The 17,543-nt window shown below is 61.6% G+C and carries 13 protein-coding genes and 3 tRNA genes; 7 read left to right on the forward strand and 9 right to left on the reverse strand.

Annotated elements, in window-relative coordinates:
- Window positions 1–18 precede the first annotated feature (18 nt).
- Window positions 19–95: transfer RNA gene (locus ACR0DA_RS06455), tRNA-Ile, on the forward strand.
- A gap of 13 nt (window positions 96–108) precedes the next feature.
- Here the strand turns inward: ACR0DA_RS06455 and ACR0DA_RS06460 are convergent.
- Window positions 109–1,428 (reverse strand): ATP-binding protein, encoded by a 1,320-nt coding sequence (locus ACR0DA_RS06460; RefSeq protein WP_480633131.1) that lies wholly within the window; start codon window positions 1,426–1,428, stop codon window positions 109–111.
- A 44-nt stretch (window positions 1,429–1,472) separates the two neighbouring features.
- Between ACR0DA_RS06460 and ACR0DA_RS06465 the strand changes: the two genes are divergently transcribed.
- Together ACR0DA_RS06465 and ACR0DA_RS06470 are read left to right on the forward strand one after the other, a co-directional pair.
- Window positions 1,473–2,387 carry an MBL fold metallo-hydrolase gene (locus ACR0DA_RS06465; protein ID WP_480753335.1) on the forward strand — a complete coding sequence of 305 codons (915 nt, stop codon included), beginning with the start codon at window positions 1,473–1,475 and terminating at the stop codon, window positions 2,385–2,387.
- Window positions 2,388–2,461: 74 nt separating this feature from the next.
- Window positions 2,462–2,536 (forward strand) — tRNA-Asn (locus ACR0DA_RS06470).
- Between the two features lie 258 nt (window positions 2,537–2,794).
- Here ACR0DA_RS06470 and ACR0DA_RS06475 read toward each other — a convergent pair.
- Window positions 2,795–4,117 carry a metal-dependent hydrolase family protein gene (locus tag ACR0DA_RS06475; RefSeq protein WP_480753337.1) on the reverse strand — a complete coding sequence of 441 codons (1,323 nt, stop codon included), beginning with the start codon at window positions 4,115–4,117 and terminating at the stop codon, window positions 2,795–2,797.
- 255 nt (window positions 4,118–4,372) lie between these two features.
- Between ACR0DA_RS06475 and ACR0DA_RS06480 the strand changes: the two genes are divergently transcribed.
- Window positions 4,373–4,447 (forward strand) — tRNA-Asn (locus tag ACR0DA_RS06480).
- 21 nt (window positions 4,448–4,468) lie between these two features.
- On the opposite strand, the gene ACR0DA_RS06485 is transcribed toward ACR0DA_RS06480, so the two are convergent.
- The 5 genes from ACR0DA_RS06485 to ACR0DA_RS06505 all read right to left on the reverse strand — a co-directional run bounded on the left by ACR0DA_RS06485 (window position 4,469) and on the right by ACR0DA_RS06505 (window position 10,564).
- Window positions 4,469–6,088: a long-chain-fatty-acid--CoA ligase gene (locus tag ACR0DA_RS06485; protein ID WP_170446272.1), complete on the reverse strand. Its 1,620-nt coding sequence runs from the start codon at window positions 6,086–6,088 to the stop codon at window positions 4,469–4,471.
- 175 nt (window positions 6,089–6,263) lie between these two features.
- Window positions 6,264–7,874, reverse strand: a complete 1,611-nt coding sequence (pgi, locus tag ACR0DA_RS06490) for a glucose-6-phosphate isomerase (protein WP_480753339.1) — start codon at window positions 7,872–7,874, stop codon at window positions 6,264–6,266.
- A gap of 4 nt (window positions 7,875–7,878) precedes the next feature.
- Window positions 7,879–8,550, reverse strand: coding sequence for a 6-phosphogluconolactonase (gene pgl / locus ACR0DA_RS06495; protein ID WP_170509364.1), 672 nt, complete (start codon window positions 8,548–8,550; stop codon window positions 7,879–7,881).
- Complete coding sequence (gene zwf / locus ACR0DA_RS06500) at window positions 8,547–10,001, reverse strand: glucose-6-phosphate dehydrogenase (RefSeq protein WP_480753341.1); 1,455 nt, start codon at window positions 9,999–10,001, stop codon at window positions 8,547–8,549. Before zwf ends, pgl begins: the two co-directional genes overlap by 4 nt.
- A gap of 293 nt (window positions 10,002–10,294) precedes the next feature.
- On the reverse strand, window positions 10,295–10,564 hold the full coding sequence (locus tag ACR0DA_RS06505; protein ID WP_093962206.1) for an usg protein: 270 nt from the start codon (window positions 10,562–10,564) through the stop codon (window positions 10,295–10,297).
- Window positions 10,565–10,788: 224 nt separating this feature from the next.
- Here ACR0DA_RS06505 and gyrA point away from each other — a divergent pair, with 224 nt between their 5' ends.
- The 3 genes from gyrA (at window position 10,789) to ACR0DA_RS06520 (ending at window position 14,858) form a co-directional block, all read left to right on the forward strand.
- On the forward strand, window positions 10,789–13,491 hold the full coding sequence (gene gyrA / locus ACR0DA_RS06510; protein ID WP_170366759.1) for a DNA gyrase subunit A: 2,703 nt from the start codon (window positions 10,789–10,791) through the stop codon (window positions 13,489–13,491).
- A 138-nt stretch (window positions 13,492–13,629) separates the two neighbouring features.
- A complete protein-coding gene (locus ACR0DA_RS06515; RefSeq protein WP_480753343.1) occupies window positions 13,630–14,355 on the forward strand; it encodes an ArsR/SmtB family transcription factor in 726 nt (241 codons plus the stop codon).
- Between the two features lie 56 nt (window positions 14,356–14,411).
- Window positions 14,412–14,858: a YqfO family protein gene (locus tag ACR0DA_RS06520; RefSeq protein ID WP_170599682.1), complete on the forward strand. Its 447-nt coding sequence runs from the start codon at window positions 14,412–14,414 to the stop codon at window positions 14,856–14,858.
- Window positions 14,859–14,896: 38 nt separating this feature from the next.
- Here the strand turns inward: ACR0DA_RS06520 and ACR0DA_RS06525 are convergent, their stop codons facing one another.
- Window positions 14,897–16,366 carry a carboxypeptidase M32 gene (locus ACR0DA_RS06525; RefSeq protein ID WP_170599680.1) on the reverse strand — a complete coding sequence of 490 codons (1,470 nt, stop codon included), beginning with the start codon at window positions 16,364–16,366 and terminating at the stop codon, window positions 14,897–14,899.
- Window positions 16,367–16,370: 4 nt separating this feature from the next.
- Entirely contained in the window at window positions 16,371–17,516 is a 1,146-nt protein-coding gene (ctaA, locus tag ACR0DA_RS06530; RefSeq protein ID WP_170523547.1) for a heme A synthase, read from the reverse strand.
- Window positions 17,517–17,543: the final 27 nt, after the last annotated feature.

Below are 17,543 nucleotides of genomic sequence, written 5' to 3' on the forward strand. Positions count from 1 at the left end.
GTACGCAAGCGCTCAGGCGGGCCTGTAGCTCAATTGGTTAGAGCAGAGCGCTCATAACGCTTTGGTTGGGGGTTCGAGTCCCTCCGGGCCTACCATATACGGCCGAAATTACCGCCCGATGATGATGTCTGCGCACAAACCGCCCAAGCGTTCGCTTTGTCCCAGGCGTAAAACACCGCCGTGTACACGAGCGATATCTGCAACGATCGCCAGCCCGAGGCCCACCCCGCTGCCCTGATTCTGGTTCCGCGACGGGTCCAACCGGCTGAACGGCTTCACCGCCTCGGTCCGCTGCTCGGGCGGGATGCCGGGGCCATCATCCTCAACCCGAATGCGCAGCGATTTGTCAGTCAGGGTCATGCTGACCATCGCGTGCGACCCGTAGCGCACCGCGTTGCCGATCAGGTTTTCCACCGCGCGGCGGATCGCAGTCGGACGCAGCATCACTGCACCCTGCCCTTCGGGCGGCAGCAACTCGACGCTTTGCCCGGCCCGTTGCGCATCATCCACGATCGAGCGCAAAAGCTCATCCGGACGAACCTCGACCTGCTCGCCCTCGGACGCGCCGCGCGAGAAATCAAGGAAGGCATCCAAGAGTGACTGCATTTCGTTCACGTCCTGAAGCAGCGGCTTTGCATCTTCCTCCGGCAACATCGACAGGCCAAGCTTGAGCCGGGTCAGAGGCGTTCGCAGGTCATGGCTGACACCCGACAGCATCAAGGTCCGCTGCTCGATCTGCCGCTCGATCCGGGCACGCATGTCAAGAAACGCGCTGCCAGCGGCCCGCACCTCAACGGCCCCTCCGGGGGTGAACGGCACGACCCGACCGCGACCAAAAGCCTGCGCCGCGTCGGCCAGCCGAGTGATCGGCCGCAACTGATTGCGCATGTACAAGAACGAAATCGAGGTCATGATCACCGCAAAGAACAGCATCGTGACGATCAACTGGTGCGGAGCGACCGTCGACAGACGCCGGCGATCAAAGCCAAGCTCCAACACACCCAGATGGGTGTTCAAGAACAAAGTCGCGACCTGACTGTCCGGCAACGATACCGCCACGAGGTTCGGCAGCAGCTCTCGAAGATCAGCGTCGATCTGCGGTGCGATGAAATCATACCAGCGCCGCGGTTCAATCGTAGGCGTTTCGTTGATCCCCAGAAAGCGGGCCTGCATGTCCAGCACCCTCAAATCCGGGCGCACCGCGGCCAGCGCCTGCTGTTGGGTTTCGGCGCCCTGAATGTCTTCCAGAACCAGCCGCACTTCGCGCGACGCCGCGCGGGTCATCTGACCGGTCACATCCTCGAGGTGTTCACGCACGAATGCCACCGACACCACCAACAGAACCACGATCACCGGCAGCACCAGAATCAGGGCCGCCCGGGCATACAAGCTGCGGGGCAAATAGGATTTGAGCCAGCGCGAGGACATGCGCTAAACCTAGCGGGCTGCTCCGCCAAGAGAAAGAGGCCAAGATGCTGCCAGCAGACGATTTCAACCCGAAACCGGGCATCCCTGTCGCCCTGCAGCCGGGCCTCAGGCTCTTGCTGGCCCCAAACCCGTCGCCGATGACCTATCTGGGGACAAATACATACCTCCTGGGCACCAGCGACCTTGCCGTAATCGACCCCGGACCGTTGAGCGACAGTCACATGCAGGCCATTCTGGATGCGCTGCAGCCCGGGCAAATGATCAGCCATATCGTGGTCACCCACAGCCACCTGGACCATTCGCCGCTGGCTGCTCCGCTGTCAGAGCGGACAGGTGCCCCGATCTACGCCTTTGGCGGGCCACAGGCAGGGCGCAGCGCGATCATGTCCCAACTGGCCGAGCAAGGCCTCGCCGGCGGCGGCGAGGGAATCGACACGGAATTCCGCCCGGACATCGAGTTGGCGGACGGCGACAGGATCGAGGGGAACGGATGGGGCCTTGAGGTCATTCACACGCCGGGTCATCTGGGCAATCACATCGCGCTGGCCTGGGGAGACGTGTGTTTCACCGCCGATCACGTGATGGGCTGGGCCAGTTCGCTGGTTTCGCCTCCGGATGGTGATCTGACAGACTTCATGAAGGCCTGCCACCGGCTACGCGCCCGCGACTGGTCCATCTTCCATGCCGGACACGGCGCGCCGATCACAGACCCCTCGGGAAGGCTTGACTGGTTGATCCGCCATCGGCTGGAACGCGAGGCACAAATCCTCGACGCGCTGGCCGAGCGCCCGGGCACAGCCCGGGATCTGGCCCAGCGGATCTATGTCGAAACCCCGCCTGCCCTGCTTCCAGCGGCCGAGCGCAACGTGTTTGCCCATCTGGTGGACCTGACAGGAAAAGACCGCGTCGCCCCCCGGGGCGCGCTGTCGGTGCAGACCAGTTTTCATCGCATCGCCTGAACGCCCAAAAAATTCGTCTTGTGTGCTTTTCCCCTCTGGACGCCGAAAAACCGGATTGCTATACGCGCCTCAGTTCCGGCGTAGCTCAGCGGTAGAGCAGTTGACTGTTAATCAATTGGTCGTAGGTTCGATCCCTACCGCCGGAGCCAAAATCCTCTGATTTCAGAAGTTTGTGGCGCACCCAACCGCTCACGTCCCGTGTGCAGTCGGTTTCCGATCCGACACGCGGAGTTTTCAGCCGGTTCAACGCATGCGATCAGACTGCCCCCAAGGACCTGCGCCGTTAGTTCGGAGTTGGTCTTTCGATCAGCCCAATCCTGTCAACCACACTCGGGAAACATCAGAGAATTTTCCAGCGCCTGTGACTCAAGTTTGGTCCGCCTTGCATTTGCACAGCAGACCGTCCGCTACAGTTCGTTTTTGTAGATCACCCCGCCCTTCATGATCAGATCGAAGCGCTCTTCGTATTCGGTCATGACAGACATGTCCTCAAGGGGGTTGCCGTCGATCAGAAGGATATCCGCATGAGCACCTTCCGCAATGACACCCAGCGCCCCGGGATAAGGATTGCGCGGCCCCGACAAGGCAAGCAACTCGGCTGATTTCGAGGTTGCCTGACGGAGTATTTCGACATTGTCGAACCATTCCGTTCTCAGCACGAACTCCTCGTTTGCGCGCTTGATCATCTCAGGAGAAGTGATCACGTCCGTGCCGAAGACGATATTCTCGAATCCAAGCTCCTTGGCCATGGTGAACATCTGGTTGATGCCGTCATAGGCTTCGTCATGCTTGGCTTTTTGTTCGTCGTTGTAGCCGGCCGGATGGAATGTGTAGACGATGACCTGCGGCGACAGCCAGGCATCATGCTCCATCATCACGCGCATGGCCTCTTCGCTCATCAGATTGCCATGCTCGATGGACTTCACCCCATTCTCGACGGCGCGGATGATGCCATCCGAGTTGTAGACATGGGCGGTTACGTAGGTGTTCCAGTCTTCTGCCGCTTCGACGGCTGCACGGATTTCGTCTGCCGTGTACTGCGTGGTGTCCAGTGGATCAGCAAATGACCCGGTACCGCCACCGACCGAAATCTTGATCTGCGAGGCCCTGCGGCGCAACACCTCGCGTACGGTCTTCAGAACCTCGTCACGCCCATCGGCAACTGCGACATGGAAGTATTTCATCGGAATGCTGGGCTCGAACACCAATGAACCGGGCTCGTTTGCGTCCGTCCGATGATCCGAGTGGCCCGAGCTCTGCGAGATCATGGGACCCGAAGGATAGACACGCGGCCCCACCAGAATGCCCTCGTCTATGGCGCGTTTCAGTGAAAACGAGTTCCCGCCGACATCGCGGACCGTCGTGAACCCCTGCATCAAGTATTGTTCGGCGACGGTTGCGGCAACATAGGCCCAATATTCGCGATCGGCATTGAATGCGATTCCAAACGGCATCTGAAACATCAGATGCGCATGCATGTCGGCAAATCCGGGCATCAGGAACCGACCCTGTGCATCGATCACCGTCGCCCCCTCCGGCGCATCCAGATCAGGACCAAGGGCGGTGATCATGCCGTCTTGGATCAAAACGTCCTGACCCTCGATCAGGTCGGAACTGACCCCGTCGAAAATCCGAGCGCCGGTGATCAGGGTTCCGGCCTCTTGGGCGATCCCCGGCGCGGCAAGAACAAAGAAGAAAAGCTTCGCTACAATCCTGCAAGCTGTCCGCATCTTGGGTTCCTTTCCGGTTTCAACAGGTTCACCGAAGTATGGTGCATTATCGAGAGGCTAATCTCTTTCTGATCCGCATGAAACGATCACGTTGCGGCCAGAGCGTAGATCAACGTAACGATTCACTGCCGCACGCAAAAAAAAGCTGTTCAGCCAGATTGAAATCCGAAACGGAAACCTGGGGCGCGTAATTCGTCCAAAGAAAGCAATTTTCGTCTGGACCTCGTCTTTGCAGATTGGTACACGCCCCTCAGTTCCGGCGTAGCTCAGCGGTAGAGCAGTTGACTGTTAATCAATTGGTCGTAGGTTCGATCCCTACCGCCGGAGCCAAAAATCCTTAGAAATCAAGCGTTAACCTGCCAAGGCGCCCTTGAATTCATCCCGCAGTTTGCGTTTCAAAACCTTGCCCGTTGCATTCAGTGGCAGCGCGTCGACGAAGACCACTTTGTCCGGCACCTGCCACTTGGCGATCTTGCCGTCGAAAAACCCCAGCAGCTCAGCCTCGGACGGATCCTCGCCCTCGGCCTTGACGGCCACCAGCAGCGGGCGTTCGTCCCATTTGGGATGCGGCACGCCGATCACGGCCGCGGTGGCCAATCTCGGGTGCGCTACGGCGATGTTTTCCAGCTCGACCGAGCTGATCCATTCACCGCCCGACTTGATGATGTCCTTGGAACGGTCGCGGATGGTCATGTAGCCATCGGGGTCCAGCGTGGCCACGTCGCCGGTGGCGAACCAGCCATCCTGCAGAAGCTCTTGATCCTGCAGCTGGAAATAGCTGTCCAGCACCCAGTGTCCGCGTACCATCAGGTCGCCCTGCGTGACCCCGTCATGCGGCAGGTCGTTGCCGTCGTCATCGACGATCTTCAGTTCGACCCCAAAGGGCGGACGGCCCTGATTCTCGCGCAGTTTGTGCTGCTCCTCGATCGGCAGCTTGCGATGTTTGGCCAGCGGGATGTTGGCGGTGCCCAGCGGGCTCATCTCGCTCATCCCCCAAGCGTGCACGGTGTCGACGCCGTATTTTTCCCGGAAGGTCTCGATCATCGAGGGCGGGCACGCCGCGCCACCGATCACCGTACGTTCGAGGCTTTCCAGCTTGGTGCCGCATTTGGCGGCATGGGCCAGCAAGCCCTGCCAGATCGTGGGAACCCCCATCGCCAGCGTCACGCCATAGGTGTCGATCAGGTTCACCAGCGCCTCGCCATGCAGGTCCGGCCCGGGCAGCACCATCTGCGAACCGGACATGGCGCAGCCATAGGGCGACCCCCAGGCGTTGACGTGGAACATGGGCACGACCGGCATCACCACATCCATCGCCGAGTATCCGATCACGTCGCGGGTGTTCGAGGCAAAGCTGTGCAGAACGGTCGAACGGTGCGAATACAGCACGCCCTTGGGGTGGCCGGTCGTGCCCGAGGTGTAGCACAGGCTCGAGGCGGTGTTTTCATCGAAGACGGGCCATTCGAAATCGGCGTCGCCGGTCTCGATCAACTCGTCATAGAATTCCAGGCCCGGGATCTGCTGCAGTGCGTCCTCGTTGCGCGGTCCCATCAGGACGAAATGCTTCACCTCGGTCAGTTGATCGCGGATCGCAGCAACCAGCGGGATGAAGGTGGCGTCGAAGAACAGCACCCGGTCCTGCGCATGGTTGATGATGTAAACCAGCTGTTCGGGGAACAGGCGCGGGTTGATCGTGTGGCAGACAAACCCGGCACCCGAGGCCGCATAGTAGATTTCCAGATGACGGCGGTTGTTCCAGGCCAGCGTGCCGATCCGATCCTGTAGCTGCAAGCCAAGCTTGGTCAGCGCCGACCCCATGCGCCGGGCATTGGCAGCGATCTCGCCCCAGGTCGTCTGTGTGGCGGTTCCGTCGGTTTCGACCGAAACGATCTCGGTCTGACCATGATAGCGCGCAGCATGATCGATCAGTGACGAAATCAACAGCGGCTGCGTCATCATCTGTCCCAGCATGGACATCCTCCCATTCATCGCGCCGGCCTGATGCGGCGTCTGTTGCGGCCAGGCGGCGCGGCGGCGTGGCCGGCCCCGGGGCTTCTCCTCGGGGCCGATCCTGCCAATCATTTAATTGTCTGACAATAAAAGAATGCGGCCTGCCGTGGCGGCAGGCCGTCAGATTTGCAGGGCTTCAGCCCCGGTGCCGCAGCGCATAGGCCACAAGTGCGGCGGTCGAGCCGTCCTTGCCCTCGGTGCCCGCATCGCCATCGACGATTGGCCCCAGCGAGGTGGCCAACTCCTTGCCCAGCTCCACGCCCCACTGGTCGAACGAGTTGATGCCCAACAGCACGCCTTCGACGAACACCCGGTGTTCATAGAGCGCGATGATCTGGCCCAGAACGAAGGGCGTCAGCTGCGGATAGATCAGCGTGGTCGAAGGCCGGTTGCCCGGGAACACGCGATGCCGGGCCTGACGCTCCAACTCGTCGCCCTGCAGGCCCTTCTCGGCCATGCGCGCCCGCGCTTCCTCAAGCGACCGGCCGCGCATCAACGCCTCGGACTGGGCCAGGCAGTTGGCCAGCAGCAGGCGGTGATGATGGGCCAGCTCGGGCTCGTGCCCTTCAGCGGCCACCATGAATTCGCAAGGGATCACGTCGGTGCCCTGGTGGATCAGCTGGTAGAACGCGTGCTGCCCGTTGGTGCCGGGCTCACCCCAGACCACCGGTCCCGAAGGCACGCTCAGCGCCGAGCCGTCCATGGCCACCGATTTGCCGTTCGATTCCATCTCGAGCTGTTGGAAATAGGCCGGCAACCGCAGCAGCCGTTGGTCATAGGGCAGCACCGCGCGGCTGGCATGCCCCAGCACCTGACGGTGCCAGATGCCCACCAGAGCCAGCATCACTGGCATGTTATCGGCCCAGTCCGCGGCGCGGAAATGCACGTCCATCGCCTGCCCGCCCCGCAGGAACGCGTCGAAGGCGTTCGAGCCCACCGCGATCATCACCGGCAGTCCCACCGGCCCCCAGACCGAATAGCGCCCGCCGACCCAATCGGCAAAGCCGAACACGCGGTCCGACGGGATGCCGAAGTCTGCCGTCTTGTCCACGGCGCTGGACACGGCCGCAAACTGCCGCCCCGGGTCGCCGCCGCCGTCCAGCATCCAGGCCCGCGCCGTCCGCGCGTTGGTCATGGTTTCGATGGTGGTAAAGGTCTTGGACGCGACGATCACCAGCGTCCGCGTCGGGTCCAGTTCGCGCAACGTATCAGCGATGTGCGCACCATCGACGTTCGAGACATAGTGCAGACGCGGCCCATCGTGATAGGGCGCAAGCGCCAGCGTCGCCATCACCGGCCCAAGGTCCGAACCGCCGATGCCGATATTCACGACGTCGGTAAAGCTACCCCCTGCCCCCTGGGCCGTTCCGCCCCGGACCTCTTCGGCGAATACGCGCATGCGCTGCAGGGTGTCCAGAACGTCGGGCATCACGTCCTGGCCATCAACTTCCACCGGGCCGCCGTCCAGATTGCGCAGCGCCGTATGCAGCACCGCGCGGCCCTCGGTCTCGTTGATCTTGTCGCCCCGGAACATCGCGTCGCGTCGCTCGGCCAGACCAGCCTGATCACATAAGTCGATCAGCGCCGCGCGTATGTCCGCGTCGATCAGGGTCTTCGAATAGTCGAACAGCAAATCGCCGGTCGAGGCCGAGAATCTCTGCGCCCGGTCGGGATCCTGCGCGAACAGGTCGAGGATGCGGGTATCCGCCGCCTGCGCGGCAAGGGTTCTGAGAGTGTCCAGTTGCATGAGATCAATCCGCCCAGTGTACCGTCATTCCATCCAAGACTGCCGCAATTGGCGCCTCCTCGGGCGGCAGGCTCATGGCACGCTCAAGCGCTGCACGCTTTTGTTCCCCATAGATGACCAGGTGTTTGGACAGCGCCCCATCCAGAACCGGACCCGTCAGGGTGATCCGCGTCTCGGGCTGCGTCTGCGGGCGAGCAACGGCCAATGCCGGTGCGTTGCCGGCCAATGCCTGCGCCAGCCCCTCCATCCCCGGAAACAACGAGGCCGTATGCATGTCGTCGCCCATTCCAAGAACCAGCACCGCCAACGGGCGCAGCGGCTCGATTAGAGCTTCGATTTGGGGCAGAACCTCTTCGGGCGCCTTGCCCGGAATATAGAGCGGGACATAGTCCGCTGCCGCCGCCCGGTTGGTCAGAAGACGGTCGCGGATCAAGCGTTCATTCGACCGGTCACTGTCTGCCGGGACGCAGCGTTCGTCGGTGGGCAGCACCCGGACACGCTCCCATTCAAGATCCGCGGCGCACAGGCTGTCGAAGATCGGTCCGGGCGTGGTGCCGCCGGGAACCGCAAAAGCCACGACATCGTTGTGCAGCAGCGCGGCCTCCAACTCTCCTGCCAGAACGTTGGCAACATCAATGGCCAGCATGTCCCTATCGGCATATTCCTGAATCTTCATGGCTTGATCCCTTGCCAATGGCGACCGTCGCGTTTCATCAGCAGTTCGGCGTCGCCGGGACCGGTACTGCCGCTGTCATAGGGTTTTGGCACGTCGCCGCGTGCCTGCCACCCCGCAATGATCGGGTCGGTCCAGGCCCAAGCGGCCTCGACCTCGTCTCCGCGCATGAACAGGGTTTGATTGCCCCGGATCACGTCCATCACCAAACGCTCATAAGCATCCGGCGCTTCCTGGTTTTCGGGCCCGAGCGCTTCGGCAAAACTCATATCCAACGGGACGTCGATCAAACGCATTCCGCCCTGCCCCGGCTCTTTGATCGTGACTTTCAGCGTTATGCCTTCGTTCGGCTGCAGCCGGATCGACAGCGTGTTGGCATGCCGCCCGGCCTCGGCCCCGAAGATCGAATGCGGGGCGTCCTTGAAGATGACGTTGATCACCGAGGACCGCGCCACCAGCCGCTTGCCGGTGCGCAGGTAGAACGGTGTACCCGCCCACCGCCAATTGCTGACATGCGCCCGAAGCGCAACATAGCTTTCGGTGGTCGAGCGCGGATTGCCCACCGCTTCGCGGTAGCCCGGCCCGTCGGGACCACCCGAATACTGCCCACGCACGATATGGTGCGGCTGCACCGGGTCCAGCGCGCGGATTACCTTGAGCTTTTCATCGCGCACGGCGTCCGAATCGAACTTGGCAGGCGGCTCCATCGCGATCAGGCACAGAAGCTGCATCAGGTGGTTTTGCACCATGTCGCGCATTGCCCCAGCGCGCTCGTAATACTCTTCGCGACCATCCACGCCGACGGTCTCGGCGACGGTGATCTGGATATGGTCGACATACTGACTGTTCCACAGCGGCTCGAACAGCATGTTGCCGAACCGGACTGCCATCAGGTTCTGGACGGTTTCCTTGCCCAGATAATGATCGATCCGGTAGATTTGGTTTTCGCTGAAATATGAGGCCAGCGTGGCATTCAACGCCCGCGCGCTGTCCAGGTCGTGACCGAACGGCTTTTCGACGACGATCCTCGTCTGCTCGTTTGCCAGACCGTGCTGGCGGATTTTTTCCGCCAACGGTGCGAACAATCCGGGTCCGACCGAGAAATAGAAGGCGCGGATCCGCGAATCCGTCAACAGACCTGAAAGGTTTTCCCACCCATCATCAGAGCTGGCATCCAACCGCAGATACTGCAGCCGGTTCAGGAACCCATCAAGGTTGCCGGGATCTGCCGCTTGACGAGGTGCGTGCTGGGCCAGCGACTCGGTGACGATCGCACGATAGCCCGCCTGATCATGTGCGGACCTTGCTGCGGCGATTATCCGAACATCGTCATTCCACTGTCCCGCGCAATAACGACGAAACAAGGCAGGCAAAATCTTGCGCTGCGCCAGATCCCCGGTGCCACCAAAAATGACCAGATCAAATGGGTCGACGGGTATAACGCGAGAAACCATGAGCCGTCCTTAACGCGCCATCGCCGGCATGTCCAATGTTAGCGCAATCATATCCTGGACTTTCTCTGGTTTTCCGATCTGTACCAATCGTGTGCGCCGCACCGGACCGCCACCGAAACGCACAAGAATATTCAACCGCTCAACGCGTCCGCCGTCAACGGATTGCCAAGATCTGGTTGTGTTCAGAAATTATGAGAGTGAGTAACCTGCGCCGAAACGCAGGTCGGCCTTCATTCGATGATCCATCGGCCGGATCAAGGCGCATTGGCCTTTACCGCAACCTGACCGAAACGCTAGTTCAGCCGGTATTCTCCGACGACGTTCCGCCATTCTCCGGGTGCGATCATCTTGCGGTGGGTAAAGCGCACCGAATGCAGCGGACCCTCGATTTCGCGCTGCCAGAACTCGATGAAATTGAACAGCTTGGGATGATCCGGCGCCAAGTCGTAATCCTGCCAGATGAACGTGTTCAGAACATGGATGTAATCCGGCATGCGATAGAAGATTTCAGCCGTTGTCAGGCCATACCCCTTCAGCATCAATTCGGTTTCGTTTTTCTCCATTCAGACCTCCAGATTTCCTCAAAGGTCCCTTCAGGGTAACATGATTCCTTTTCAATCCGTATTAAAACAATGTGTTACCCGAAAAACACCGCGGTTTCAGGCCACTTCCGGGTTGCTTGCTTGCACCCTATGTGCCGGGTCTGATAAGATGCATCCACAAGATATAGACCCAGCACAAAAAACGGGCAGTTTACGTGAGCGATACGCCAGAAATCCCCGAAAACATGGATGAAACCCCGCCCGAGCGCCCGGTTTACGACGGCCCGACGGTATCCATCGAATCCGAGATGCGGACGTCCTATCTGGACTATGCGATGTCGGTCATCGTGTCCCGTGCGATCCCCGATCTGCGCGACGGCTTGAAACCGGTGCATCGGCGCATCCTCTATGCGATGCACGAGACCGGGAACACCCACGACAAAGCTTACCGCAAATCGGCCCGTCCCGTGGGCGATGTGATGGGTAAATACCATCCGCACGGTGACAGCGCGATCTATGACGCGCTGGTGCGGATGGCGCAGGATTTCTCGATGTCGCTGCCGCTGCTGGATGGTCAGGGCAACTTCGGCTCGATGGACGGCGACAACCCGGCGGCCATGCGCTACACCGAGGTCCGCATGGACAAGCCCGCCGCCGCTCTGCTGGCGGATATCGAGAAAGAGACGGTAGATTTCCAGGACAACTACGACGGCAAGGACAAGGAACCCACCGTCCTGCCCGCGCGGTTCCCCAACATGCTGGTCAACGGCGCCGGCGGCATCGCGGTGGGTATGGCCACCAACATCCCGCCGCACAACCTGGGCGAAGTGGTCGACGCGACGCTGGCGCTGATCGACGATCCGGACCTGACCAGCGAACAGCTGATCGAATACATCCCCGGCCCCGATTTCCCCACCGGCGGCGTGATGCTGGGCCGGTCCGGTGCGCGCAAGGCCTATCTGGAGGGCCGTGGCAGCGTCATCATCCGCGCCAAAACCCGCGTCGAGGAGCTGCGCAAGGACCGCTATGCCATCATCGTGGACGAGATCCCCTATCAGGTGAACAAGGCCTCGATGATCGAGAAGATCGCCGAAGCCGTGCGCGAAAAGCGCATCGAAGGCGTCAGCCACGTTCAGGACGAATCTGACCGCAACGGCGTGCGGGTGGTGGTCGAGCTGAAGCGCGACGCAACGCCCGAGGTGGTGCTGAACCAACTTTACCGGTTCACGCCGATGCAGACCTCATTCGGCTGCAACATGCTGGCGCTGAATGGCGGTCGCCCCGAGCAGCTGACCCTGCGCCGGTTCCTGACCAGCTTCATCGACTTCCGCGAAGATGTCGTTGCCCGCCGCACTGCATACGACCTGCGCAAGGCACGGGAACGCAGCCATATCCTGTGCGGTCTGGCCGTAGCGGTCTCGAACGTGGACGAGGTCGTTGCCACGATCCGGTCCTCGGCCGACGCAGCCGAGGCGCGCGAAAAGCTGATGACCCGCCGCTGGCCCGCAGCCGAGATCGAGAGCTATCTGCGGCTGATCGACGATCCGCTGTCAAAGATGAACGACGACGGCACCTACAACCTGACCGAGGTTCAGGCCCGCGCGATCCTTGATCTGCGCCTGCAACGCCTGACCCAGATTGGTGTCAAAGAGGTCACGGACGAGCTGGAAGACCTGGCCGCCAAGATCAAGGAATACCTGGACATTCTGTCCTCGCGCGAGCGCATCATGAGCATCATCGCTGACGAGCTGCGCGAGGTTCGAGAGCAGTTCGCAGTGCCGCGCCGCACTGAAATCGTCGACTGGTCCGGCGATATGGAAGACGAGGACCTGATCGAACGCGAGGACATGGTCGTCACCGTGACCTCGGGCGGCTACATCAAGCGTACGCCGCTGGCCGACTTCCGCGCGCAGAAGCGCGGCGGCAAGGGTCTGTCGGGGATGCAGACCAAGGAAGAGGACGTCGTAACCAATCTGTTCGTGGCGAACACGCATACGCAACTGCTGTTCTTCACCACCGACGGAATGGTCTACAAGCTCAAGACCTGGCGCCTGCCCCAATCGGGGCGCACCGGCAAGGGCAAGGCCATCGTCAACATCCTGCCGATTCCCACCGGTGTTTCGATTGCGGCGATCATGCCGGTCGATGTGCCGGATGAAGAATGGGAAAACCTGCAGATCGTCTTCGCCACCAGTGCCGGTGACGTGCGCCGAAACGCGCTGAGCGATTTCACCAACGTCAAGCGCAACGGCAAGATCGCGATGGATCTGCCCGAGGGTGTGGAACTGGTCAACGCGCGCATCTGTTCCGAGGATGACGACGTGATGCTGGTCACCAACTCCGGCCGGGCAATCCGCTTCCCGACCACTGCCGTGCGCGTGTTCAAGGGCCGCAAATCGACCGGTGTGCGCGGCATCAAACTGACGAATGGCGATCGAGTCGTCTCGATGTCCGTCATTCGCCACTTCGAGGCCACGGCAGACGAGCGCGCCGCCTACCTGAAGATGCGCCGCCTGATGGCAGGCGTCACCGAAGAGACCGAAACCGACGAAGACGAAGGCAACGCAGACAGCATCCTGCCTCAGGAGCGCTATGCCGAGATGTCTGCGGCGGAAAACCTTATCCTGACTATCACGGCCGGCGGGTCGGGCAAGCTCAGCTCGTCGCATGACTACCCGGTGCGCGGCCGCGGTGGAATGGGCGTGATGGCGATGGACAAGGCGATGCGGGGCGGCCCGCTGGTGGCCTCGTTCCCCGTCGAAATCGACGACCAGATCATGCTGGCCACGTCCAAGGGGCAGTCGATCCGGGTTCCGGTCGACGGTATATCGTTCCGGTCCCGCAGTGCGGGCGGGGTCAAGGTGTTCAACACCGGCAAAGGCGAGGAAGTCGTCAGCGTCGCTTGGATCGCAGACCAGGGTGACGAGGAAGACGATAGCGAAACGTAAGGATGGCCGCCTCTGATCGGCGGCCCTCATTTCAACGACGACGGAGCGGCTCTGCAACAGCAGCCGCTCCTTTTCGTTTCGGCGAATGTCGAAGCGTTCTTTCTGGGGTCAAGCCGGGTTTTGCGGTAGGCTCATCCAATGAGACCCGAACCCAGACTGGACATCATCGGCGCCGCCCTCGCCGACCCAACCCGCGCACGCATCCTGTGCAAACTGATGGACGGGCGGGCGTTCACCAACAAAGAGTTGTCCTGCGCAGCCAACATAACGCCACCAACTGCAACGGCCCATCTCAAGCAGTTGGAGCGGGCCGGCCTGACCACTTCGATACGCAGCGGCAGGCATGTCTTTCACCGGATCGCAAGCGCACAGGTCGCATCGGCTTTGGAAAAGCTGTCCACGCTAACTCCCAGCGACCATGTCCGGCGGGCCGCGAAACCGGACTCGGGCGTCCTGTTGGCCCGTTGCTGCTATAATCATCTTGCCGGGCGTCTCGGTGTGTGGATCACCTACAACCTGCTGGATACGGGTGTTCTACAACTGGCACATGGGGCACTGGCGCCGGGTCCGCGATATCACGCGTTTCTGACCGATCTCGACCTGGACCCACCGCGGGTCAGCGCCCACCGGCCGGTCGCCAAATTCTGTCTGGATTGGACGGAGCGCCGCCATCACATCTCAGGTCCCTTGGGAATCGCGATTCTGGAAAAAGCTCTGAAAGACAAATGGTTGACGCGCCAAAGGTCCAGCCGCGCCCTGACCGTAACACCTGAAGGCAAGATCGCTCTGGCTCGCCATTTCGGCCTGTCGGACTCCGCGTTTGATTGCCTCCGGCCGGCAATTCGGTCGATGGCGAAGCGATAAGTCACACTTGAGGTGCAAACCCGGCCATTCTGACGTTGCTTGGTTAGGAGACTGGAATGACCCAAAAACCACAGGACACCGAACGATATCTGACAGACGAAGGTTGGCGCGTGATCGTTCAGGTTCCCGAGGACCGCGCGCAGGCGGTGATTGATGCTGTTCTGGCCGAGGCCAACCTGGTTTACGGCGATTATGATCACGTCAGCTTCCGGTCGACGCCCGGAACTCAGAGCTTTCGGTCACTCGGGACCGGACGAAATGCCGTCACCTGCGACACGGTCGATGTTCCCTGCGTCGAAGTCTCGTTCTTTCTGGATGTATCGAACGGCGTGCGTTCGAAGGTGCTGCGCGCAATCTACGCGGCCCATCCCTATGAAGAACCGGTGATCTATCTGCACACGTGTTTTCGAACGCTGCACATCCGCGGGCAGGACGAAGACAACCCGAACCGGTTCTGGAACCGGCCTCTGGAAGACTGGGTGCCTGATGCACACCGCGGCTAGATGACCCCTACCATACCCATAGCGGTCATCTTTCCAGGTCAAAGGCCGTAGAGCGTGCCGAATTTGTCTTCGAGATAGGCCAACAACGGCTCGGGTCCGGGCTCAATGCCGCTGGCGCGGCGGATGACATCGCGTGGGGCATACAGACCGCCGTGCTGCTGAACATGCTCGCGCAGCCAGCCGGTTGCAGTGGCGGTATTGCCCTGCGCCAATTGATCATCCAGACCTGGAATTGCCGCCCGCAGCGCCTGATACAGACAGCCCGCGTACACATTGCCCAGCGAATAGGTCGGGAAGTAGCCAAACAAGCCAACCGACCAATGCACATCCTGCAGGCACCCGTTCGAAGGCTTGTCGACCGCATAGCCGAAATCGGCATGGAAGCGGTCGTTCCACGCGGCCTCGAGGTCCTGCACCTGCAGATCGCCCGACATCAAGGCGCGTTCCAGATCGAACCGCAGCATGACGTGCAGATTGTACTGAACCTCGTCCGCCTCGGTGCGGATGTATCCGTTGTGCACCCGGTTGACGGCGGCATAGAAGGCATCTTCATCCGCGATGCCGAAATCACCGAAGGTGTCTTTCATCTGCCGGAACAGCCAGCCCGTGAAGGCGCGCGAGCGGCCCAGCTGATTTTCGTAAATGCGGCTCTGACTTTCATGGGCGCCCATCGACACGCCCTGGCCCAGCGGTGTCAGCGCGTAAGCCGGGTCGATGCCCTGCTCATAGCAGGCGTGTCCGACCTCGTGGATGGTCGAGTAGAAGCAGTTGAACGGGTCGGTTTCGCTGGTGCGGGTGGTGACGCGCACGTCGTCGCCGCTGCCCGAACAGAACGGGTGTACGGCCTTGTCCACCCGCCCCCGGTTCAGGTCGTAGCCGAAAGTCTCAGCCAGCTTGTGCGTCAACTTCATCTGCGCCGCTTCGTCGAACGTTCCGGTCACCCCCGCGGGGGACGGCCGGTCAAGAACCGCGGAGCGCAGCGCAACCAGACGCGGGCGCAGGGCGTCGAAGATGTCGGCGATCTGGGCAGCGGTCGTGTAGGGCTCGTAATCCTCGACCAGCGCGTCATAGACATCGCCGCTCTGTGCCAGAGCCGCCCCTTCCTCACGCCGCAGCGCCACGACTTCCTCCAGAACCGGAAGAAACGCGGCAACATCCTCGTCAGCGCGGGCCTGTGCCCACTTGCCCTGCGCGGCCGATGTCACGCGGGCGATGGCCGTGGCAAGATCGGCGGGCACCTTGACCGTGCGCTCGTATGTGCGACGGATTTCGCGCAACTGCGCCTGACCAACCTCGGTGTCGGCATGGGCATTCTCCAGCCACTCGGCCACGCGCGGATCCGAACGGCGCGCATGCAACACGGCTTCGATTGCGGCCATCTCCTCGGCGCGCTGGTTGGCGGCCCCGCGCGGCATGACGGTCTCCTGATCCCAGCCCAGGCGCCCGGCGATCTGTGCCAGGGCCGAGGTTTCGCGCTGAAAGGCCATCAGGTCATTGAATGCAGTCATTGGGTCAAGCTCCGCGCAGCGAGGTTGCGATGGGATAAGCGGTCAGGAACCGGGCGCGCAGGATCAGGGTCCAGACGACCACGGCCATAAACTGGTGAAAGATGGCGATCTGCCAGGGCGCGCCATAGACCACGGTGAGGATGCCCACGACCACCTGCAGCGACAGCGCCGCGAACATGGCGTTGAAGGCGAACCGGGTCTGCGGGTGGGCGCTGCTGCTGCCGCGCCGCCAGACGAAGATGCCGAAGGCGAACAGCACATAGCCCACGCAGCGGTGGATGAACTGCACCAGCCCCGGACTTTCGAAAAAGTTGCGCCACATCGGTTCAAGCGCGGTGGCGTCCGGCGGCAGCAGTTGCCCGCCGATCAGCGGCCAGTCGGTATAGGACCGGCCGGCGTCGATACCCGCCACCAATGCGCCGATCAGGATCTGCAGAAAGGCAAAGTGCAGCAGCCCGGTCGACAGGGAGAACAGCCGCGCCTCTTTCGCGCGGCGGGCCTGCATCAGGTCGCGTTCCTCGCGCCCCAGCATGAAGATGTACCAGGCCAGAAAGCCCAGGATCACGAACGCGAGGCCAAGATGGGTGGCCAGACGATAACTGGCAACGGCGGTCATCCCTTCGCCCTGCGTCACCCCCGAGGCCACCATCCACCAACCGACGGCGCCCTGCACGCCGCCCAGCAGTCCGGGGATCGCAAGGCGCCCGGTCCAGCCTGCGGGGATCTTGCGCAGCACCAGAAAGCCAAAGAACCCAAGCGCCCAGACCAGGCCGATCACGCGGCCCAGTTGCCGGTGACCCCATTCCCACCAGTAGATGGTCTTGAAGTCATCCAGCTCCATCCACTGGTTCATGATGCGCCACTGGTCGATCTGTTTGTACTTGTCGAACTCGGCCTGCCAGTCGGCCTCGGACATCGGCGGGATCGCTCCGGTGACCGGTCGCCATTCGGTGATCGACAGGCCGCTGTCGGTCAGGCGGGTCAGCCCACCCACCGCGATCATCACGACGACAAGCGCGAACAAGATCATCAGCCAGATACGGATGGCCTTGCGTGCACCGCCCCGGCCGCGGTCGATCATGCCGGGCTGGACCGTTTCCTGCTTTTGTTCACCCGAGACTTCTTCGAAGATGCTGCGCTTGCCGCTCATGCCGTCCTCATGTCCTTGATTTTCCCG

The sequence above is a fragment of the Ruegeria sp. CI8 genome (genome assembly GCF_056536865.1).

Coding starts and splice junctions, on each gene's coding strand:
- ACR0DA_RS06460 (WP_480633131.1), bottom strand. CDS start 1,428: ATGTCCTCGCGCTGGCTCAAATCCTATTTGCCCCGCAGCTTGTATGCC.
- ACR0DA_RS06465 (WP_480753335.1), top strand. CDS start 1,473: ATGCTGCCAGCAGACGATTTCAACCCGAAACCGGGCATCCCTGTCGCC.
- ACR0DA_RS06475 (WP_480753337.1), bottom strand. CDS start 4,117: ATGCGGACAGCTTGCAGGATTGTAGCGAAGCTTTTCTTCTTTGTTCTT.
- ACR0DA_RS06485 (WP_170446272.1), bottom strand. CDS start 6,088: ATGCTGGGACAGATGATGACGCAGCCGCTGTTGATTTCGTCACTGATC.
- pgi (WP_480753339.1), bottom strand. CDS start 7,874: ATGCAACTGGACACTCTCAGAACCCTTGCCGCGCAGGCGGCGGATACC.
- pgl (WP_170509364.1), bottom strand. CDS start 8,550: ATGAAGATTCAGGAATATGCCGATAGGGACATGCTGGCCATTGATGTT.
- zwf (WP_480753341.1), bottom strand. CDS start 10,001: ATGGTTTCTCGCGTTATACCCGTCGACCCATTTGATCTGGTCATTTTT.
- ACR0DA_RS06505 (WP_093962206.1), bottom strand. CDS start 10,564: ATGGAGAAAAACGAAACCGAATTGATGCTGAAGGGGTATGGCCTGACA.
- gyrA (WP_170366759.1), top strand. CDS start 10,789: ATGGATGAAACCCCGCCCGAGCGCCCGGTTTACGACGGCCCGACGGTA.
- ACR0DA_RS06515 (WP_480753343.1), top strand. CDS start 13,630: ATGAGACCCGAACCCAGACTGGACATCATCGGCGCCGCCCTCGCCGAC.
- ACR0DA_RS06520 (WP_170599682.1), top strand. CDS start 14,412: ATGACCCAAAAACCACAGGACACCGAACGATATCTGACAGACGAAGGT.
- ACR0DA_RS06525 (WP_170599680.1), bottom strand. CDS start 16,366: ATGACTGCATTCAATGACCTGATGGCCTTTCAGCGCGAAACCTCGGCC.
- ctaA (WP_170523547.1), bottom strand. CDS start 17,516: ATGAGCGGCAAGCGCAGCATCTTCGAAGAAGTCTCGGGTGAACAAAAG.